At 73.4% G+C, this 19539-nt stretch carries 14 protein-coding genes; 9 read left to right on the top strand and 5 right to left on the bottom strand.

The genetic code is table 11. The features are described from left to right. Positions 1–255 precede the first annotated feature (255 nt). Positions 256–1533: a cytochrome P450 gene (locus Saso_RS27060; protein ID WP_372442499.1), complete on the top strand. Its 1278-nt coding sequence runs from the start codon at positions 256–258 to the stop codon at positions 1531–1533. A gap of 12 nt (positions 1534–1545) precedes the next feature. Beyond that, positions 1546–1749: a ferredoxin gene (locus tag Saso_RS27055; RefSeq protein ID WP_189924495.1), complete on the top strand. Its 204-nt coding sequence runs from the start codon at positions 1546–1548 to the stop codon at positions 1747–1749. Here the strand turns inward: Saso_RS27055 and Saso_RS27050 are convergent. Beyond that, entirely contained in the window at positions 1721–2314 is a 594-nt protein-coding gene (locus Saso_RS27050; RefSeq protein ID WP_189924497.1) for a TetR/AcrR family transcriptional regulator, read from the bottom strand. The two genes, Saso_RS27055 and Saso_RS27050, sit on opposite strands and share 29 nt — an antisense overlap. Before the next feature lie 110 nt (positions 2315–2424). On the opposite strand from Saso_RS27050, the gene Saso_RS27045 reads away from it, so the two are divergent. From Saso_RS27045 to Saso_RS27035, 3 genes are all read left to right on the top strand, one after another. Continuing rightward, complete coding sequence (locus tag Saso_RS27045) at positions 2425–2886, top strand: nuclear transport factor 2 family protein (RefSeq protein ID WP_189924499.1); 462 nt, start codon at positions 2425–2427, stop codon at positions 2884–2886. 9 nt (positions 2887–2895) lie between these two features. Then, entirely contained in the window at positions 2896–3414 is a 519-nt protein-coding gene (locus Saso_RS27040) for a flavoprotein (RefSeq protein WP_189924501.1), read from the top strand. Between the two features lie 75 nt (positions 3415–3489). After that, positions 3490–4458: an aldo/keto reductase gene (locus tag Saso_RS27035; RefSeq protein ID WP_189924503.1), complete on the top strand. Its 969-nt coding sequence runs from the start codon at positions 3490–3492 to the stop codon at positions 4456–4458. 6 nt (positions 4459–4464) lie between these two features. On the opposite strand, the gene Saso_RS27030 is transcribed toward Saso_RS27035, so the two are convergent. Beyond that, positions 4465–5289, bottom strand: coding sequence for a phytanoyl-CoA dioxygenase family protein (locus Saso_RS27030; protein WP_189924505.1), 825 nt, complete (start codon positions 5287–5289; stop codon positions 4465–4467). A 79-nt stretch (positions 5290–5368) separates the two neighbouring features. On the opposite strand from Saso_RS27030, the gene Saso_RS27025 reads away from it, so the two are divergent. Beyond that, a complete protein-coding gene (locus Saso_RS27025; RefSeq protein WP_189924507.1) occupies positions 5369–6343 on the top strand; it encodes an AraC family transcriptional regulator in 975 nt (324 codons plus the stop codon). Between the two features lie 336 nt (positions 6344–6679). Then, a complete protein-coding gene (locus Saso_RS27020) occupies positions 6680–8680 on the top strand; it encodes an RICIN domain-containing protein (protein WP_189924632.1) in 2001 nt (666 codons plus the stop codon). A 24-nt stretch (positions 8681–8704) separates the two neighbouring features. Here the strand turns inward: Saso_RS27020 and Saso_RS27015 are convergent, their stop codons facing one another. Next, the gene (locus Saso_RS27015) at positions 8705–9967 is read right to left on the bottom strand and encodes an arsenic transporter (RefSeq protein ID WP_372442498.1); all 1263 of its coding nucleotides are present in this window, start codon (positions 9965–9967) and stop codon (positions 8705–8707) included. A 108-nt stretch (positions 9968–10075) separates the two neighbouring features. Next, positions 10076–12445, bottom strand: a complete 2370-nt coding sequence (locus tag Saso_RS27010; protein ID WP_189924511.1) for a SpoIIE family protein phosphatase — start codon at positions 12443–12445, stop codon at positions 10076–10078. 288 nt (positions 12446–12733) lie between these two features. Between Saso_RS27010 and Saso_RS27005 the strand changes: the two genes are divergently transcribed. Next, a complete protein-coding gene (locus Saso_RS27005; RefSeq protein WP_189924513.1) occupies positions 12734–15820 on the top strand; it encodes a glycoside hydrolase family 2 TIM barrel-domain containing protein in 3087 nt (1028 codons plus the stop codon). Between the two features lie 644 nt (positions 15821–16464). On the opposite strand, the gene Saso_RS27000 is transcribed toward Saso_RS27005, so the two are convergent. Next, complete coding sequence (locus tag Saso_RS27000; protein WP_189924633.1) at positions 16465–17031, bottom strand: cysteine hydrolase family protein; 567 nt, start codon at positions 17029–17031, stop codon at positions 16465–16467. Between the two features lie 216 nt (positions 17032–17247). Here Saso_RS27000 and Saso_RS26995 point away from each other — a divergent pair, with 216 nt between their 5' ends. Further along, a complete protein-coding gene (locus Saso_RS26995) occupies positions 17248–19488 on the top strand; it encodes a glycoside hydrolase family 9 protein (protein WP_189924515.1) in 2241 nt (746 codons plus the stop codon). The last annotated feature ends 51 nt before the right edge of the window (positions 19489–19539 follow it).

Raw genomic sequence — 19539 nt, 5'->3', positions numbered from 1 at the left:
CCCGTGCGGTGAGGACGGGGGCACAGCAGCTCGGCGGCAGGTGGGAAGCGCAAGTGGACATGGCCGGATCCTGCGGGTCCGGGCGGCCCGGGGCAACCGTTTTTCCCGCGCACCCCCGGGCGGAGATCCTCGGAGCGATCGGTTCCGGCCGTATCGCCCCATTCGTCGATCTGGCCGAACTCCGTGTCGCCCTATAGGTGCCCAGGGCATCTAATGAAGATCGGTACGACGCACCCTTCGTCTGCGAGGTCACCCATGACGGACACGACGGACATGACGGAACCGATGGAAGCGATGGAACCGAGGGGCCGGCCTGCGGCGCCGGGCTCCGGCGAGGAGCGGGGCGAGGCGCACGTCGCCTTCCCGCAGGACCGCGACTGTCCCTACCGGCCGCCCGCCGCCTACGACCCGCTGCGCAACTCCCGTCCGCTCGCCCGCGTCAGCCTCTACGACGGCCGCACCGCCTGGCTGGTCACCGGGCACGAGGCGGCCCGTGACCTGCTCTCCGACCCGCGTCTGTCGAGCGACCGCACCCTGCCCGGGTACCCGGCGACCTCGCCCCGCTTCGAGGCGCTGCGCGACCGCCGGGCAGCCCTGCTCAACGTCGACGACCCCGAACACCACGCCCAGCGGCGGCTGCTGGTCTCCCACTTCACCCTCAAGCGGGCCAACGCCATGCGTCCGGCCGTCCGGCGGATCGTCCACGAGCGGATCGACGCGATGCTCGCCCAGGGTCCGCCCGTGGATCTGGTCGGCGCCTTCGCGCTGCCGGTGCCCTCCACGGTGATCTGCGAACTGCTCGGTGTCCCGTACGCCGACCACGAGTTCTTCGAGGAGCAGTCGCGGCGGCTGCTGCGCGGCCGGATCCCGCGGGAGGTGCGGGACGCGCGTGACCGGCTCGACGACTACCTGGGCGCGCTGATCGACCGCAAGCAGGGGGCCCCGCGGGGCGACGGCGTCCTCGACGCCCTGGTCCACGAGCGGATGCGCGAGGGCGTGGTGGACCGGGAGGAGGCCGTCGCACTGGCCACGATCCTGCTGGTCGCGGGCCACGAGACGACCGCCAACATGATCTCGCTCGGCGTCTACACCCTGCTCCGGCACCCCGAGCGGCTGGCCGAGCTGCGCGCCGACCCGGCGCGGCTGCCGGCGGCCGTCGAGGAGCTGATGCGGATGCTGTCCATCGCGGACGGGCTGCTGCGGCAGGCCACCGAGGACATCGACGTGGCCGGGACGACGATCCGGGCGGGGGAGGGCGTGGTCTTCGCGACCTCCGTCATCAACCGGGACGAGAGCGCCTACCCGGCGCCGGACGCCCTGGACTGGCACCGGCCGGCCCGCCACCACGTGGCCTTCGGCTTCGGCGTCCACCAGTGCCTCGGCCAGAACCTGGCCCGCGCGGAACTGGAGATCGCCCTCGGCGCCCTCCTCGAGCGGCTCCCCGGGCTGCGGCTGGCCGTGCCGGCCGAGGAGGTCCGCTGGAAGCCCGGCGACACGATCCAGGGGATGCTCGACCTCCCCGTGGCCTGGTAGGGGGTCGCCGGTATGCGTATCCACATCGACGCGGACGTCTGCATCGGCGCCGGCCAGTGCGCCCTGGCCGCCCCGGGGGTCTTCACCCAGGACGACGACGGCTTCAGCACAATCCTGCCCGGCCGGGAGGACGGCGGCGGTGACCCGATGGTCCGCGAAGCGGCCCGGGCCTGTCCGGTCGGCGCCGTCAGGCTGTCCGGGGAGGCCGGCGGCTGACGTCCGGGCCGGGGCGCTCCGCGTCCAGCAGCTGCCGCGCCGCCTCACGCGCCTGGACCGCGGGGGCGGCGCCGCCGCTGATCCCGGCCGTCACGATCGCGCCCTCGGCCAGCAGGGACAACGAGCCGGCGAGCGCCTCCGGGAGGTCCGCGTCGGCCACGAGAGCTCCCATGTAGTCGCGGAACGCCCGCTTGTGCGAGCGCACCCGGCTCGCGATGCGCTCCGAGGTCGCGCCCAGCTCGCCGTAGGCGTTGATCCAGGCGCAGCCGCGGAAGTCCGGCTCGCCGAACCACCGCTCCAGCCAGTCGAAGACGGCCAGGATCCGCTCCACGGGGTCCGCGTGCCGTGCGACCGACTCCGCCAGCGCCGCGCGCCAGCGCACGTCCCGGCGCTCCAGGTAGGCCTCCACCAACTGCTCCTTGGCCGGGAAGAGCTGGTACAGCCGCTTGAGCGACACCCCGGAGGCGCCACGGACGTCGTCCATGCCGACGGACTGCACCCCGCGGCCGTAGAACAGCTTCTCGGCGGCGTCGAGCGCCTGTTCACGGGCTGTCGCGCTGTCCATGGACGACCATCGCTCCTCGGGTTTCCTTGACGTGAGAACGGACGTTCTCTATGTTAGCAGTCATTCGGAGAACGCTCGTTCCCCTCATGTTCCGCACGTCAGGAGCCACCATGCCGGACGCCCGTCCACCCCTGCCCCCGTTCACCCGGGAGACCGCCGCCCGCAAGGTCCAGGCCGCCGAGGACGCCTGGAACACCCGGGATCCCCACCGGGTCGCCCTCGCCTACTCCGAGGACTCGGTCTGGCGCAACCGCGGCACCTTCCTCACCGGCCGCGCCGCGATCGTCGCGTTCCTCACCGCCAAGTGGGCCCGCGAGCACGAGTACGCGCTGCGCAAGGACCTCTGGGCGTTCGACGGCGACCGCATCGCCGTCCGCTTCCAGTACGAGTCGCGCGACGAGGCCGGGCAGTGGTGGCGCAGCTACGGCAACGAACTGTGGGAGTTCGACGGGCACGGGCTGATGACCCGCCGCGAGGCGAGCATCGACGACGTCCGCATCGACGCGTCCGAGCGCCGCCTCCACGGCCCGCGCCCCGAAGCCGAACGGGGTCTGTCCTTCCCCCTTGAGTAGGGTGCGCGGATGACCGAACAGCAGGACCAGCAGGGGCCGTTCCTCTACGTCGTGGTCTGCGCCGCCGGTGTCGCGGCCGACGTCGGCCGGCTGATCACCGCCGCGCAGGAGCGGCGGTGGCGCGTCGGTGTCATCGCGACACCGCACGCCATGAACGGCTTCTTCGACACCGCCGCCGTCGAGGAGCGCACCGGGCGTCCGATCCGTTCGGCCTGGCGGCGCCCGGACGATCCCCGGCCCTTCCCGGCACCCGACGCGGTCGTCGTCGCCCCGGCCACCTTCAACACGATCAACAAGTGGGCGGCGGGCATCGCCGACACGCTCGCCCTGGGCACCCTGTGCGAGGCCTGCGGACTCGGTGTCCCGGTCGGCGTCCTGCCCTGCGTGAACGAGACCCTCGCGGGCCACCCCGCCTACCGGGACAGCCTGATACGGCTGCGCGGCACGGGCGTCCGGTTCGCGGAACCCCGGGACCGGACCCGGGGGGAGGACTTCGGGTGGGAGCGGGCGCTGGACCTGATCGAGTGAGCGGGCACGGCCCGCCCGGCCGGGCCGACGTACGCTCCTTTGCCGTACCCCACATCGATCTCAGGAGCGGTGACGATGCAGTACGTGAAGCTCGGCTCGACGGGTCTGGACGTGTCACGGATCAGTCTGGGCTGCATGACCTACGGACTTCCCGACCGGGGCGCGCACGAGTGGACCCTCGACGAGGAGGCGTCGCGGCCGCTGATCCGGCAGGCCCTCGAAGCGGGCGTCACCTTCTTCGACACCGCGAACGTCTACTCCGACGGCACCAGCGAGGAGATCGTCGGCAGGGCGCTGCGCGACTTCGCCCGACGGGACGAGATCGTGCTCGCGACGAAGGTGCACGGCCGGATGCGTCCCGGACCCAACGGGGCCGGACTGTCCCGCAAGGCGATCCTCTCCGAGATCGACCACAGCCTGCGCCGCCTCGGCACCGACCACGTCGACCTGTACCAGATCCACCGCTTCGACCCCCACACCCCGGTCGAGGAGACCATGGAGGCGCTGCACGACCTGGTGAAGGCGGGCAAGGTCCGCTACATCGGGGCGAGTTCGATGTACGCCTGGCAGTTCTCCAAGATGCAGTACACGGCCGAGCGGCACGGCTGGACCAGGTTCGTGTCGATGCAGAACCACTACAACCTGCTCTATCGCGAGGAGGAGCGCGAGATGCTGCCCCTGTGCGCGGACCAGGGGGTCGGCGTGCTGCCGTGGAGTCCGCTGGCCCGCGGCCGTCTCACCCGCGACTGGGGCACCGAGACCGGCCGCAGCGCCACGGACGGTTTCGGCGACTCCCTCTACCAGGAGGGCGACCGCGCCACCGTCGAGGCGGTCACCCGGATCGCCGCCGACCGGGGAGTCCCGCGCGCCCAGGTCGCCCTGGCCTGGCTGCTGCACCAGCCCACGGTGACCGCCCCGATCGTCGGAGCCGCCAAGCCCCGGCACCTCGAGGACGCGGTGGCGGCCACCGAACTGATGCTGACCGAGAAGGAGTTGGCCGAACTGGAGGAGCCCTACGCGCCCCACCCGATCGCCGGCCACTGACGTGTCCTAGTGCGGGCCCCGGGGCGCGAACTCCGTACCGCAGGGGCCCGCGCCCTCGCTCGGCTCCAGCGGGACCCGCTCGCCGGCCATGGACAGCGTCCGGTAGTACTGCCCGATGCGCTGCGTCGACCGGCCGACGTAGTGCCCGATGAACGACCGGCGGAAGCGGTCGGCCGAGCGGTTGGGCTGCGACCCGTGCACCAGGCTGCCGTTGAAGAACAGCACGTCACCGGCGGTCATGTCGACCGGCACGGCCGCCAGACCCGGCGGCGGGGGCACGTACTCGCGGGCGAACGACACCCGCGGGTCCGCCTCCTCCGGGCAGAACAGGCCCGTCCGGTGCGTGCCGGGCACCACCTCCAGGCCGCCGTTGTCCCGGTCGATCGCGTCACAGGCCAGCCAGGCCGCCACACACGTACCCGGTTCGACCCGCAGATAGAAGTTGTCCTGATGCAGTGCCTGACCCCGGGCGCCCGGCGGCTTGAAATAGAACATGCTCTGCGCCGCCAGCGCCTCCTCGCCGAGCAGTTCCTCCAGCACGCCCCGCAGCCGCGCGTCCAGCAGCACCTGCCGGGCGAGGGGGCTGATCTCGTGCGGGTGCATCACCCGCGGGTACGCCCGCAGCGGATCCGCGTCACCGGGACGCGGTTCGAAGTGCCCGGGCACCGGCCGCCCGGCCTCCGACAGCCGCGTGAACTCGGCGCACAACCGGTCGACCTCGTCGGCCGCGAACAGCGCGCGCACGACCGCGAAGCCGTCCTCCCGGTACCGCCGCAGTTCCGACCTGGTCAGGACGGGCTTCCCCGCGGCGCCGACGCCTGTGACGGTCATACACGTCCTCCTCTGTCCACGGGCTCGCCGGCCCCCGGGTCCCGGCCTGTCACGCTAGGCCGCCGCGCCCTGCGGGAGGATGCCCGTGCCTGCTGACGGCCTGCCCGCCGCTGCCGGGCCCGGACACCCCTCCCCGCCGCCCGGACTTGTGGTCGTCGGGCACTTCGACGAGCGGCCCGGGTACGGCGTCGACCGGCCCCGCGGAGCCGACAGTTGGCTGTTCGTCTGGACGACGGGCGGCCGGGGGCGGCTGCGGCAGGGCGGGAGCGAGGTGACGGCGGGCGCCGGCCACCTCGTGGTGCTCGCCCCCGGGGTGCCGCACGCCTACGGCGTCGAACCCGGCTGCCCGCACTGGCGGTTCTGGTGGGCCCACTGCCAGGCCCGGCCCTCCTGGACGCCCTGGCTCCGCCCGTACGGCACCGGCGGGGACCCGGACGGTCTGTACGCCGTCGGTCCCGTCCCGGCCGCGCTGCACGACCGGGTGGAGGGTGCCTGGCGCCGGATGTACGCCGACGCCCGGTGGACGGACGCCGAAGTGCCGGCCGACGCCCTGGGGATCGCGGCCGAGGCGCCGGCCGGCGACCCGGGGATCGTGGTGGCCCACGGCTCCGCCGCCCGCGAACTCGCCCTGTCCGCACTGGAGGAGGCCGTCCTGCTCGCCGCCGCCTCGGCCCGCGCACCCGCGTCCCCGCCGGGCCCGGACGAACGGGTCCGCCGGGCGCAGGCGCTGATGGCGGCCGATCCCGGCGCCCCGCACAGCGTCCGCTCGCTCGCCGCGCAGGTCGCGCTGTCGCCGTCGCGTTTCGCGCATCTCTTCGCGGAGCAGACCGGCCACTCCCCGATGCGGGCACTGCGCGAGGTGCGGTTGCGGCACGCGGCCCGGCTGCTGGAGGGCACCGACCTGTCCGTGGAACGGGTGGCGTCGGCCTCGGGGTTCGCGAGCGCGTTCCACTTCAGCCGGGTCTTCCGGGCCCGCCACGGCACACCGCCCGGCGCGTACCGGGAGGGAATACGAGCGGCAATTACCACCCCGACCGCCCCGAAAGGCACATGAGAAAGAGGCGTCAAAAGGGACACCCATACAGTGACCACCCCACCGGGCGTTCCACCGTTGACGTTTCGTCAAAATCATTCGGGTCGCGGACAATGCTCGAAACCGCTGGATCCCTTGTTACGCCTGGTGCGGCTGTGCGAAGGTGTGCCGTGTCGGCGCGCGGACCACGCTTTCCGCGCCGCGCGCACGAGACACCTCCCGTTCACACCCCCCACGCTTCAAAAGAGCTGTCCCCGCGGACGCCAGAGGTGCCGAACCTGTGTGAGCCGATCCTGCCTCGTGGGCGGGTTCGCATACCCGATGGTATGGACTTTATGCCGCATGCCCCCGGAAGGAATGCAGACCGTGAATGACGCAGGCCTGTCGAATTCCCCTTCGGCGCGCCGCTTCGACGCGACGGACGAACAGCTGAGCTCGGAGCTGAAGAAGTGGACGGGGGCGTCACCCGCACTGCATCCCGTCGGTGAGCTGCTGGACCGCCACTGGGCCGCCGCCTTCGCCTACGCCCGGCTGTGCACCGACGGTGAGCGCGCGGCGGGCATGCTCACCACGGCGGCCTTCACGCGGCTGTTCGGCGAGAGCCTGCGGCAGAACGGGCCGACGGCCGCCTGGCGTCCCCATCTGCTGGTCACCGTCCGCCGCATCGCCGGCGAATGGGACGCCGACGGCCGCCGTGACCTGCTGCACCCGGCACTGCGCTCCGAGGGCGAGGACCGCGACCGCACGGCCGCCCGGCTGCTGCCGCCGCTGAACCGGCGGATCCTGTCGCGGGCCTTCCAGCGTCTGCCGCAGTCCGCCCGCTGTCTGCTCTGGCACACCGAGGTCGAGGCGGAACCGCTGTCGGTGCCGGCCGGGCTGCTGGGCCTCGAGGAGGAGGGCGCCCGCGTCGAACTGCGGCGGTCCCGCGAGCGGCTGCGCGAGGAGACCCTCCAGGTCCACCGTGAACTCGCCACCGACGACGAGTGCCACCGCTACGACCGGCTGCTGGACGTCACCTGCCGCCGCGGCGGCGCCGACCTCGACCCGGATCTGCGCGCCCACCTGGAACAGTGCCGGCACTGCCTGCACACCGCCGACCAGCTGCGGCAGTTCGAGGGCCTGCTCGGCGCGGCCCTCGCCCAGGGCGTGCTCGGCTGGGCGGCAGGCGCCTACGTGGAGCTCAGGATGTCCGGCGACGGCGGACCCGCCGAGCCCCCCGCCGAGGCGCCCCGCGGCTACACCGGCGAGGCCTTCACCGACGGGACCCCGGCGGCCGCGGACCCCGGCACGGCCGCTGCCGCGGCGGACCCGGCCTCCCGCGCCGGTGTCCGGGCGGGGGCGTTCGCGCGCATCGTCTCGCGGCCCGGGTCCGCCTCCCGCACCGAGCCAGGCGACGACTCCCGTCCCGCGTCCAGCCGCTCGGCCCAGAAGGCGGCCCGCCGCGCCCGCCGCCGCAACCTCGCCGCCGCCGTCCTCACCGTGAGCGGGCTGGTCGTCCTCCCGCTCGCCGTATGGGCGGCCGTCGGCTCGGGCGGCGGGGGCTCCCCGACCGCGGGCAGCGGGACGCCGGACACGAAGGCCCCCGGCACGGACAACGCCACCTCCGACCCCTCCCTCGTGGGGCTCGGCGAGGACGCCCAGGGCACGGTGCGCGGCCGGCTGCACAACGTCGCCTCCGGGCTGTGCATCGGCATCGTCGGCTCGAAGCCCGTCAGCGGCGCCGAGACCGAGCTCGCCGCCTGCTCCTCGGCGCCCGGCCAGCAGTGGTCGTACGAACCGGACGGGCTGGTGCGCAGCGCCGCCGACGGCGGTCTGTGCCTCGACTCCCACCTCGGCTACTCGGTGCGGCTGGCCCCCTGCGCGGGCGCCGCCCAGCCCGACCCGAAGAACGTCCGCTACGACTTCACCCTCCAGGGGACCCTGGTGCCGCGGTCGGGACAGAACCTGGCCCTGGCGCCCGCGGCCACCGACGGGTCGGGCGCCCTCGTCCTGAAGAACCGGGTGGACAGCGCCGCCCAGCGCTGGGTGATCGACACCTCGCAGCCCGATCCGCAGATGCAGTTCGTCAACTGGGGCGCCGACAGCACCCCCTCACGGACCCCGGCGCCGGCCGTCACTCCCAAGGCGGCGAAGCCCCCCAGGTCGACGCCCGCGCCGACACCGTCCGCCACCCCGGACTCCACCGGCCCGACGACCTCGGGTTCGGGCTCGACCTCGGGCAGCACGTCCTGCTCGCCCTCCTGCACGCCGGGCGGCTGGCCGGGCTCGTCCGGCGGCTACGGCGGACCCGGCTACGGATACGGCGGATACGGCGGCTACGGCTCCGGCGGGTACGGCTCCGGGTACGGCGGGCACTGACGCGGGCGGCCGGTCGGCCGGAGGTCAGACCCCGATCACCTGGAGCGAGGCCCACAGCGCGACCACGGCCCCGACCAGCGCCGTCGGCACGGTCAGCAGCCCCAGCCGGGTGAACTCCCCGAGCCCCACCCGGTCCTCGCGCGCCTGCACCACGCGCCGCCACAGCAGCGTCGCCAGCGAGCCGGCGTACGTCAGGTTGGGGCCGATGTTGACCCCGAGCAGGACGGCGAGCACCGCCCCGGTCCCGGCCGGCGCGGCGAGCGGCACCAGGACCAGCACCGCGGGCAGGTTGTTGATCAGGTTGGCCAGCACGGCGGCCAGCGCGGCGACGGCGAGCAGTGCGGGCAGATCCGAGCCGTCCGGCAGGACGTGCCCCAGGGCGTCGGCGAGACCGTTGTCCACGACCGCCCGCACGACGATGCCGAGCGCGAGCACGAACGCCAGGAATCCGGGCGCCGCGGCCTTCACCACCGCGACGGGGGTGACCCGCCGCCGCACCAGCGCGCGCCCGGCCATGACCAGCGCCCCGGCGAACGCGGCCCACGCCGGTTCGATCCCGACCGCCGACGCCACCACGAACCCGACGAGCGTGCAGGCCACGGTGACCAGCGCGAACAGCGGCAGCTCGGGCGCCGGGCCGTCGTCGGCGACGGGCTCGGCGGCGGGCAGGTCGGCGGCGAAGAAGCGGCGGAAGATCAGGTACTCGGCGCCGACCGCGACCACCCAGGGCAGCGCCATCAGCGCCGCGAACCGGGTGAAGCTCAGCCCGCTCGCCTCGAACGCCAGCAGGTTGGTGAGATTGGAGACCGGCAGCAGCAGCGAGGCCGTGTTCGACAGGTGCGCGCAGGCGTAGACGTGCGGCTTGGCACGCACCCCCATCCGGCCGGCGGTGGCGAACACCACCGGCGTCAGCAGGACCACGGTCGCGTCGAGACTGAGCACGGCAGTGATCACCGAGGCCAGCGCGAACACCGCGACCAGCAGCCGCCGCGGGCTGCCCGCCGACCGCCGGGCCATCCACGCCCCGCACGCGGTGAAGAGGCCCTCGACGTCGCACAGGTGCGCCAGCACCAGCACCGCCGCGAGGAAGCCGACGACCGGCCCGAGCCGTTCCGCCTCCGCCAGGGCGTGCTCCGGGGAGACGGCCCCGAGGGCGATCACCAGGGCGGCGGCCGGGACGGCCACCAGGGCCTCCGACCGCCCGGCAGGACGCAGCACCGCCCAGCCGAGCGCGGCGGCGAGCAGGACGACGGACAGGGTTTCGGCGAGGGGGGCGTTGATGTGCATCTCCGGGAGCGGTGTACGACGGCGGTTCCCGCCCATCGAGCTGGTCCGGGGTGTCCGTCCATGAAAACACGTACGGGTAAAACGTCTGCCAAGCGCAGGTGAGAGTGTCTACTCCGTGTCGAGCAGACTGAGCTCCGCCCAGATCGTCTTGCCCTCGGGGGTGTGCCTGCTGCCCCAGCGCTGCGTCAGCTGGGCGACCAGCAGCAGCCCGCGGCCGCCCTCGTCCCACGTCTTCGCCCGGCGCAGGTGCGGGGCGGTGTGACTGGTGTCCGACACCTCGCAGATCAGCGTCGTCGCGTCGTGGATCAGCCGGAGCCGGATGGGGTGGGATCCGTACCGGATGGCGTTGGTGACCAGTTCGCTCACCACCAGCTCCGTGGTGAACGACGCCTCGCTCAGCTCCCAGCGGCTGAGCTGCTCCACCACCTGCCGGCGGATCGGCGCGACCAGCGCGGGATCGGCCGGGATGTCCCAGGTGGCCACCTGTGCCGAGGGCAGGCCGCGGGTGCGCGCCAGCAGCAGGGCCACGTCGTCGGGGGCGCCGCCGGGCGGGAGCAGGGCGTGCAGGATCCGGTCGCAGGTCTCGTCCAGGGAGTCCGTGTGCGCGGCCAGCGTGACGCCCAGCAGCCGGTGGCCGCCCTCGGCGTCCCGCTCGCGCGACTCCAGCAGACCGTCGGTGTAGAAGGCGAGGACACTGCCCTCGGCGAGCTCCACCTCGGCCGCCTCGAACGGCAGCCCGCCCAGACCCAGCGCGGGCCCGGCGGGCAGCTCGATCCGCCGGGTCGTGCCGTCGGGCCGCAGCACCACGGGCCCCGGATGCCCGGCCCGTGCCATGGTGCACCGCCGTGACACGGGGTCGTAGACCGCGTACAGGCAGGAGGCGCCGACCTCGCCGGGACTGCCCTCGCCGCCGGCCTCCTCCGACAGCCGGACGACCAGATCGTCGAGGTGGGTCAGCAGTTCCTCGGGGGCGAGGTCGATGTCGGCGAGGGTGCGCACGGCGGTGCGCAGCCGGCCCATGGTGGCCGAGGCCTGGATGCCGTGTCCGACGATGTCCCCGACGACCATGGCGACCCGCATCCCGGACAGCGGGATCACGTCGAACCAGTCACCGCCGACCCCCGCGCGGGCGGCCGGCAGATAGCGGGAGGCCGCGTCCACGGCGGCGGTGCGGGGCAGGGTCCGCGGGAGCAGGCTGCGCTGGAGGGCGAGGGCGGTCTCCCGCTCGCGGGAGAACCTGCGGGCGTTGTCGATGCAGACGGCGGCCCGTGCCGTGACCTCCTCGGCCAGCAGCACGTCGTCCGGGGTGAAGGGGTCCGGCCGGCGGAAGCGGGTGAGGACGGCGACGCCGAGGGTCGTACCGCGTGCCTGGATCGGCACGGACATCGTGGAGTGGATGCCCAGCTCCCGCACGCGGGCGCCGCGCAGCGGGTCCCAGGCGAGCCAGGCGTCCAGCGCGCCGCCGCGTACCGTGCCGATGACGGTGTGCCCCGCGATCAGCGAGTCGGCCTGCGGCGAGCCCGTCGGGTACTCCTGGCTCTCGCCGGACTTGGTCACGGCCTCCGGGCTGCCCGGGTTGACCGAGTGGTGCGCGGCGCGCCGCAGGGTCAGCGGCGGGACGAACCGGCCCTGCGGTTCCCCGCCGTCCTGCGGGTCCAGCAGGTCCACGCTGACGAAGTCGGCGAGTGCCGGGACGCAGACCTCCGCCAGCTCCTGTGCCGTCCGCGTGACGTCGAGGGTGCTGCCGATGCGCACGCTCGCCTCGTTGACCAGCAGGAGCCGCTCACGGGCGAGGTAGTTCTCGGTGAAGTCGTGCGCGGCCAGGCACACCCCGCGCACCCGGCCGCCGACGTCGGAGACGGGCGCCATCCGGGCTAGCCAGGCGTGCGCCCGGGGCTCGCCGCCGGTGCGCGCGTAGGTCTGCACGTCCTGCGGGCGGCCGGTGGTCAGTACCCGCAGCATGTGCTGTTCGAGCTCCGTGCTGTGCGGCCCGCCGCCGATCTCGGCCAGCCGCAGCCCCCGGATGCGCTCCTCGGGCAGCCCGATGACCGCCCGCATCGCGTCGTTGATGCGGCGCAGCCGCAGGCGCTCGTCGTAGACGGCGACGGCACACGGCGACTGGGTCAGACCCGCCTCGGCGAACAGACCGTCCGAGGCGCCGGGAGCGCCCGCGGCCAGCGGGGTGACGAAGAGCCAGTGTCCGACACCGCCGTCCTCGGCGGGGGAGTGGTGGGCGAGCAGCCACACCTTTACCGGCCGGCCGTCGCGATGGCGCAAAGTCACCGTCCCGTCCCAGCGCGGTCCGGCGAGGACGGGCTCACCGTCGGCCAGGAGGTCCGCCGCCGGCCGGCCCACGACCTCGGCCGGGCTCCAGCCGAGCAGGGTCCGGGCGCCCTCGTTCCACCCGACGAGCGCGCCGGAGTCGTCGACGACCGCCCGGGCCGTCGCGGCCTCGTCGAACGGATACTCCGGGCTCATCTCGGCACTCCATCGCGGACACTCACAGTGAACAGGCACGCCACTTCCGTTCCAGCCTAGTGTGTCCCGCTCCGGTACGGACGGGAACCCCTGCGGCTCGCCAGGACATCGGGTTCCCGCCGAGGTCAAGAGCTAAAACCGGCCTGTCGCGCGCAGGGGCGGCCGACCGTCCGCGCGGGGCGGGAAGCGCCCCCGCGCCCTTGACGGGCACGAGTGGCCCGTCGTCAGATTCTGTTTGTTAACGATCAGTTGTGAGTACTTCTGGTTCCTGATGAGGGAGAGCCGACCATGACGGTCACTCGCAGATCGGTACTTCTGGCTTCCGCGGCCGCACCGGCCGGCGCAGCGCTCCTCGGCACCTCGACCGCCCCGGCCGACGCCGCGGCCATGACCGCCTCCGGCCGCCACACCGTCGCCCTGCGTGACGGCTGGCGCTTCGCGCTCGTCGACCCGGGCGGGATCACCGACCCGACCGGCCGGTACGCGGACGCGGCCGCCCCCGACCACGACGACTCGACCTGGCGGGCGGTCGCCGTCCCGCACGACTGGAGCATCGAGCAGACACCCACCACCCTCCACGGCACGACCGGCGGCACCGGCTTCTTCCCGGGCGGTCTGGGCTGGTACCGCCTCGCCTTCACCCTGCCGCCGGGGCACGCCGGCCGGCGGATCTCGATCGAGTTCGACGGCGTCTACATGGACTCCCACGTCTACTGCAACGGCACCGAGGTCGGCCGTCACCCCTACGGCTACACCGGCTTCGCCCTCGACCTCACCGACCTGCTGCACACCGACGGCAGGACGCGGAACGTGATCGCCGTCAAGGTGCAGAACCAGCTCCCGAGCAGCCGCTGGTACTCCGGCAGCGGCATCTACCGCGAGGCCCGGCTGGTGGTCACCGAGCCGGTGCACGTGGCCCGCTGGGGCACCCGCGTCACCACCCCCGAGATCACCGGCGACCGGGCCCTCGTCCGGGTCGCGACCACCGTGGAGAACGACTCCGGCGCCGGCGCGGACGTCCAGGTCGTCTCCCGGGTCGTCGACCCCGACGGGCGCACCGTCGCGCGGACGTCCTCCACGGTCACCGTCGCCGCACGGGCCACCGAGACGCACGAACTCACCGTGGCGGACCCGCGGCGCTGGGACTTCGAGACCCCGCACCGCTACACGCTGGAGACCGAACTGCGCGTGGCCGGCCGGGCCACCGACACCTACCGCACCCCCTTCGGCATCCGCACCTACCGCTTCGACCCCGACGAGGGGTTCCACCTCAACGGCCGGTACGCCAAGATCAAGGGCGTCGACCTGCACCACGACCTCGGCGCGCTCGGCGCCGCGATCAGCGCCGACGCCGTCCGCCGACAGATGACGATCATGAAGTCGATGGGCGTCAACGCCTTCCGCACCTCCCACAACCCGCCGTCGCCGGAGATGATCCGGATCTGCGAGGAACTGGGCATCGTGATGCTGGTGGAGGCCTTCGACTGCTGGCGGACCGGCAAGACGCGGTACGACTACGGGCGGTTCTTCGACGAGTGGTGCGAGCGGGACGCCACCGAGATGGTGCTCGCCGCCCGCAACTCACCGGCCGTCCTGATGTGGTCCGTCGGCAACGAGATCCCCGACTCCACCTCCATCGCAGGCCTGGCCATGGCGGACCGGATCATCGCCGCGATCAGGGCGGCCGACGACACCCGGCCGCTCGTCATCGGCTCCGACAAGTACCGCACCCCGCCCGCCAAGGGCTCCGCCGCCGACCTGATGCTGGCCAAGCTGGACGGCCTCGGCCTGAACTACAACACCGCCAGGTCCGTCGACGTCCTGCACGCGGCCTACCCGCACCTGTTCCTCTTCGAGTCGGAATCGTCCTCGCAGACCTCGACCCGCGGCACCTACCAGGAACCCGAGCACCTCAACACCGGCGAGAACCACACGCCCGGGCGGCGGGCCACCTCGTCCTACGACAACAACCTCGCCTCCTGGACGATGAGCGGCGAGTACGGACACAAGAAGGACCGCGACCGGAAGTGGTTCGCCGGGCAGTTCCTCTGGTCCGGCATCGACTACATCGGGGAGCCCACCCCGTACGACGTCTTCCCGGTCAAGGCGTCCTTCTTCGGCGCCGTCGACACGGCCGGCTTCCCGAAGGACATGTACCACCTCTTCCGCAGTCAGTGGACGGACGAGCCCATGGTCCATCTGCTCCCGGCGACCTGGAACCACGCGCCGGGCGACACGGTCGAGGTGTGGGCGTACACCAACGTCGACACCGTGGAGCTGTACCTCGACGGGAAGTCCCTGGGCGTGCGGCGGTTCGACCGCAAGACGACCACCGACGGCCGCGCCTACCTCGAGACCACCGAGGCCACCGGCGACGACAAGACCTTCACCACCGGCCCCTACCCCGGCAGTTACACCAGCCCCAACGGCAGCGCGGGCAAGCTGCACCTGACGTGGCGGGTGCCCTTCCGGCCGGGCGAGCTCACGGCGGTCGCCCGCCGGGACGGCAGGACGGTCGCCACCGACCGCCTGCGTACGGCAGGAGCCCCGCACGCCGTGCGTCTCACCCCGGACCGCACGTCCCTTCCGGCGGACGGGCGCTCCCTCGTCTTCGTGACCGCCGACGTCGTCGACGCGCGCGGGACGGTGGTGCCCGACGCCGGGCACCTCATCTCCTTCGAGGTGAGCGGCGGCTCCCTCGCCGGACTCGACAACGGGCGCCAGGAGAGCGCCGAGCGCTATCAGGCCTCCACCCGCACCGCCTTCCACGGCAAGGCCCTCGCCGTCGTGCGCGCCGGGAGCAGGCCGGGCGGGCTGCGGGTGAGCGCCCGGGTGGAGGGCCTGCGCAGGGGCACGGTCACCGTGCGCACCACCCCCGCCCGGTCGGCGGCGACCACACCGGCCGCCGTCCTCGCCCCCGACCTCCCGGCACCCGTCGGCCACCCGTTCGCCGACGCCGGCTACTCCGGACGCCCCGACACCCTGCCCGCCGCCATGCTCGACGGCGATCCGGCCACCGGCTGGTCCAACGCCTTCGTCAAGGCGGCCACCGCGCTGCTCCCGGCGTTCCGCGGGGCCCGGCCGCGCGACTGGGTCAGCGTGGACTACGGACGCGTCCGCGACTTCGACCGGGTCGAGGTGTCCTTCACCGTCGACACCACGCACAGCCTGCCCGCGGCGGTCGAGGCCGAGGTCTGGGACGGCGGACGCTGGCTGCCGGTCACCGGAGCGGCGCTCGACCCGGCCACCGTCTCGGACGCGCCGACGGTCCTCACCTTCGACCCGGTACGCGGCTCACGCCTGCGGCTGACCCTCACCAGCAGCGCCCCGGGCGACCCCCGAGGAGCACTCCGCATCACCAACTGGCAAACCTGACCCCCTCCCCACCCGTGGGCCCCGAGGGCCCACGCCCGCCCCGGCCAGCACTGCCTGACCCGCCCCGAGCCCCGACTTGCCCCCCTGCCCTTGGCCAGCACTGCCCGACCCGATCCGATCCGACCCGAGCCCGGTCCGAGGCTCGGTCGGGGCCGGGTGCCCGGCGTGGCTTCGGGCGCCCGGCGGCTACGCGGGACCCGCCCGACGTCCGGTCGGTGGCGCCGGGAGCGCTCCCGGCCAGGGCTGCGCGGGCCCTGCCGGGACCCTGGCTGGAACCCGGTCCGGGTTCGCGCTGCGGCTTCGGGAGCCCGGCGGTGAGGCGGGCGCCCCGCCGGTGTCCGGTCGGTGCGCGGTAGCGCGGTGGCCCCGCAAGTCCCCGCCCGGCAGGGACTGCCCGATCCGGTCCCGGCGGCTCGGCCTCCGGGGCCGAAGCCGCCCGATCCCGCCCGAGCCCTGTCCGGTGCGGCCCGCGGGCGTCCTGCGTGGCTCCGGGCATCCGACGGTGAGTCGGGCAGCCGCCCGACGACCGGTCGGTGGTGCCGGCGGCCCGCCCGGCCCTGTCCGGGCTTCGGCCGGAACCCGGCCGGGGCGCCCGGCGTGGCTCTCGGTGAGGGGGTGGTGCGCCAGGAGGGGGACCGTGGGTCTCAGTCCGCGTCGGCCGCCTCGAACGTGACTTTCGCCGTGTCCACCGTTCCCGCGCGGCGGCCGGGTGCGCTCTGGAAGGACCAGTAGAGGTTCGTGTGGGCCATCACCAGCTCGGGGCCCGGGGCGCCGTAGGCGGTGAGGTCCTCGGTCGTGTGCGCGTCGCCGACCAGGGTCACGTCGTACCCTCGCGCGAAGGCGCCGTGCAGCGTGGAGCGGATGCACACGTCGGTCTGCGCGCCGGTGACGACGACGCGACCCACACCGCGCTGCGCGAGCACCGACTCCAGCTCGGTGGCCTCGAAGGAGTCGGGGTAGTTCTTGTGGACGAGCGGCTCGGTGTCGAGGCGGACCAGCTCCTCGACGTACTCCCAGTCCGCGCTGCCCTGTTCGAGGTCGTCGTCGGAGTGCTGCACCCACACGACCGGCACGTCCTGCGCGCGGGCCGCGCCGATCAGGGTGTCGATGTTCGCGATCACCTCGTCGCGTCGAGGGGCGCCGGCCACCACGCCCTTCTGGACGTCGATCACGAGCAGGGCGGTGTTCGGCCGATCGGGCAGGGTGGTCATGGAGACCTCCGGTTCCTTGTCGTCCACGTCATGGGGCTTCCGTTCGACCACCCTAGGACGAGGCACCGACAACGCCCTCGAAGCCATCTCGTCCGGACCGTTGACGGAGTGTCATGACTCCAACAAACATAGCCTCCGACCCTGCTCTGGGAGCGCTCCCACGTGATGGCACCCGGATCCGTACGGAGCGTCCCGCACTTCCCGAGGAGCCTGGACGTGAAACGACGCAGAACCGCCCTGCTGTCCCTCGCGGCCCTGCTGGGCGCGGCGCTCACCGCGCTGCCCGCTCAGCAGGCCGGTGCCGACGAGGTCGAGCAGGTCAGGAACGGCGGTTTCGGCACGAGCGCCGACCCGTGGTGGACCAGCAACGTCACCGCGGGTCTCGACGACGGCCGGCTGTGCGCCGACGTGCCCGGCGGCACCGTCAACCGCTGGGACTCCGCCGTCGGACAGAACGAGATCACCCTGGCGAAAGGCTCCTCGTACCGGTTCTCCTTCCGTGCCTCGGGGGTGCCCGCGGGACACGTGGTGCGTGCCGTCGTCGGCCTCGCGGTGTCCCCGTACGACACCTGGTTCGAGGCGACGCCGGTGCTGAGCGAGTCGGGGGACTCGTACACGTACACCTTCACCTCGCCGGTGGACAGCACCCAGGGCCAGGTCGCCTTCCAGGTCGGCGGGAGCGCCGACCCCTGGCGGTTCTGCCTGGACGACGTGTCGCTGCTGGGCGGGGTGCCGCCCGAGGTCTACGAACCCGACACGGGGCCGCGCGTGCGCGTGAACCAGGTCGCGTACCTGCCGGCCGGGCCGAAGAACGCCACCCTCGTCACGGACGCCACCGCGAAGCTGCCCTGGCAGCTGAAGAACGGCGCCGGGGCGACCGTCGCGCACGGCTGGAGCGTCCCGCGCGGTGTCGACGCCTCCTCCGGACAGAACGTCCACACCATCGACTTCGGCGGCTGGCGCACCCGCGGCACGGGCTTCACGCTGGTGGCCGACGGCGAGACCAGCCGCCCCTTCGACATCGGCACCGACGCCTACGACCGGCTCCGCCGGGACGCGGTGAAGTACTACTACACGCAGCGCAGCGGCATCGCGATCCGGGACGACCTGCGGCCCGGCTACGGCAGGGCGGCCGGCCACGTGGGCGTGGCGCCCAACCAGGGCGACTCGGCGGTCCCCTGCCGGCCAGGGGAGTGCGACTACGCGCTCGACGTCACGGGCGGCTGGTACGACGCCGGTGACCACGGCAAGTACGTCGTGAACGGTGGCATCGCCACCTGGGAACTCCTGAGCACCTACGAGCGCTCCCTCCTCGCCCGCACCGGCGACCCGGCCGGACTCGCCGACGGCACGCTCGCCCTGCCCGAGAGCGGCAACCGGGTGCCGGACGTCCTCGACGAGGCGCGCTGGGAACTCGACTTCCTGCTGAAGATGCAGGTGCCCCAGGGACAGCCGCTCGCCGGCATGGCCCATCACAAGATCCACGACGAGCAGTGGACCGGCCTGCCGCTGCTGCCGGACGACGACCCGCAAAAGCGTGAACTCCACCCGCCGACCACGACGGCGACCCTGAACCTCGCCGCGACGGCGGCACAGGCGGCGCGGCTGTACCGCCCCTACGACAAGGCCTTCGCGGCGAAGGCGCTGGCGGCCGCCCGCCTGGCCTTCGCGGCGGCCCTGGCGCACCCGGACGTGTACGCCGACCCGAACGACGGCACCGGCGGGGGCGCCTACAACGACGACGACGCGACCGACGAGTTCTACTGGGCGGCCGCAGAGCTGTACCTCACCACGGGGGAGAAACAGTTCGCCGACCGGGTGCTGAACTCGCCGGTGCACACCGCCGATATCTTCGGCCCCACCGGCTTCGACTGGGGGCGCACGGCCGCCGCCGGCCGCCTCGACCTGGCGACCGTCCCGAACCGGCTGCCCGGCCGCGACAAGGTCCGCGCCTCGGTCGTGCGGGGCGCCGACACCTACCTCGCCACGCTGACCGCGCAGCCGTACGGCATGCCCTACGCCCCCGAGGGCAACCGCTACGACTGGGGCTCCAGCCACCAGGTCCTCAACAACGCCGTGGTCGTGGCCACCGCCTACGACCTCACCGGCGCCTCGAAGTACCGTTCCGGCGCGGTGCAGAGCATCGACTACGTCCTCGGGCGCAACGCGCTCAACCTCTCGTACGTCACCGGCTACGGCGAGGTGAACTCCCACCACCAGCACAGCCGCTGGTACGCGCACCAGCTCGACCCGGCGCTGCCGGACCCGCCGCCCGGGACCCTCGCGGGCGGGGCGAACTCGAGCATCCAGGACCCCTACGCGCAGGGCAAACTCCAGGGCTGCGTCGGCCAGTTCTGCTACATCGACGACATCCAGTCCTGGTCGACGAACGAGACCGCGATCAACTGGAACGCGGCGCTGGCCCGGCTGGCCTCCTTCGTGGCGGACCAGGGCTAGGAGGGACCGGGGGTGGGCACCTTGCGGTACCGCGTGGACACCGGTTTGACC

The sequence above is a fragment of the Streptomyces asoensis genome, from assembly GCF_016860545.1.
Taxonomy (GTDB): Bacteria; Actinomycetota; Actinomycetes; order Streptomycetales; family Streptomycetaceae; genus Streptomyces; species Streptomyces asoensis.
The sequence above is the reverse complement of the archived record's forward strand: the minus strand, read 5'-3'. Positions and strand labels throughout refer to the sequence as shown.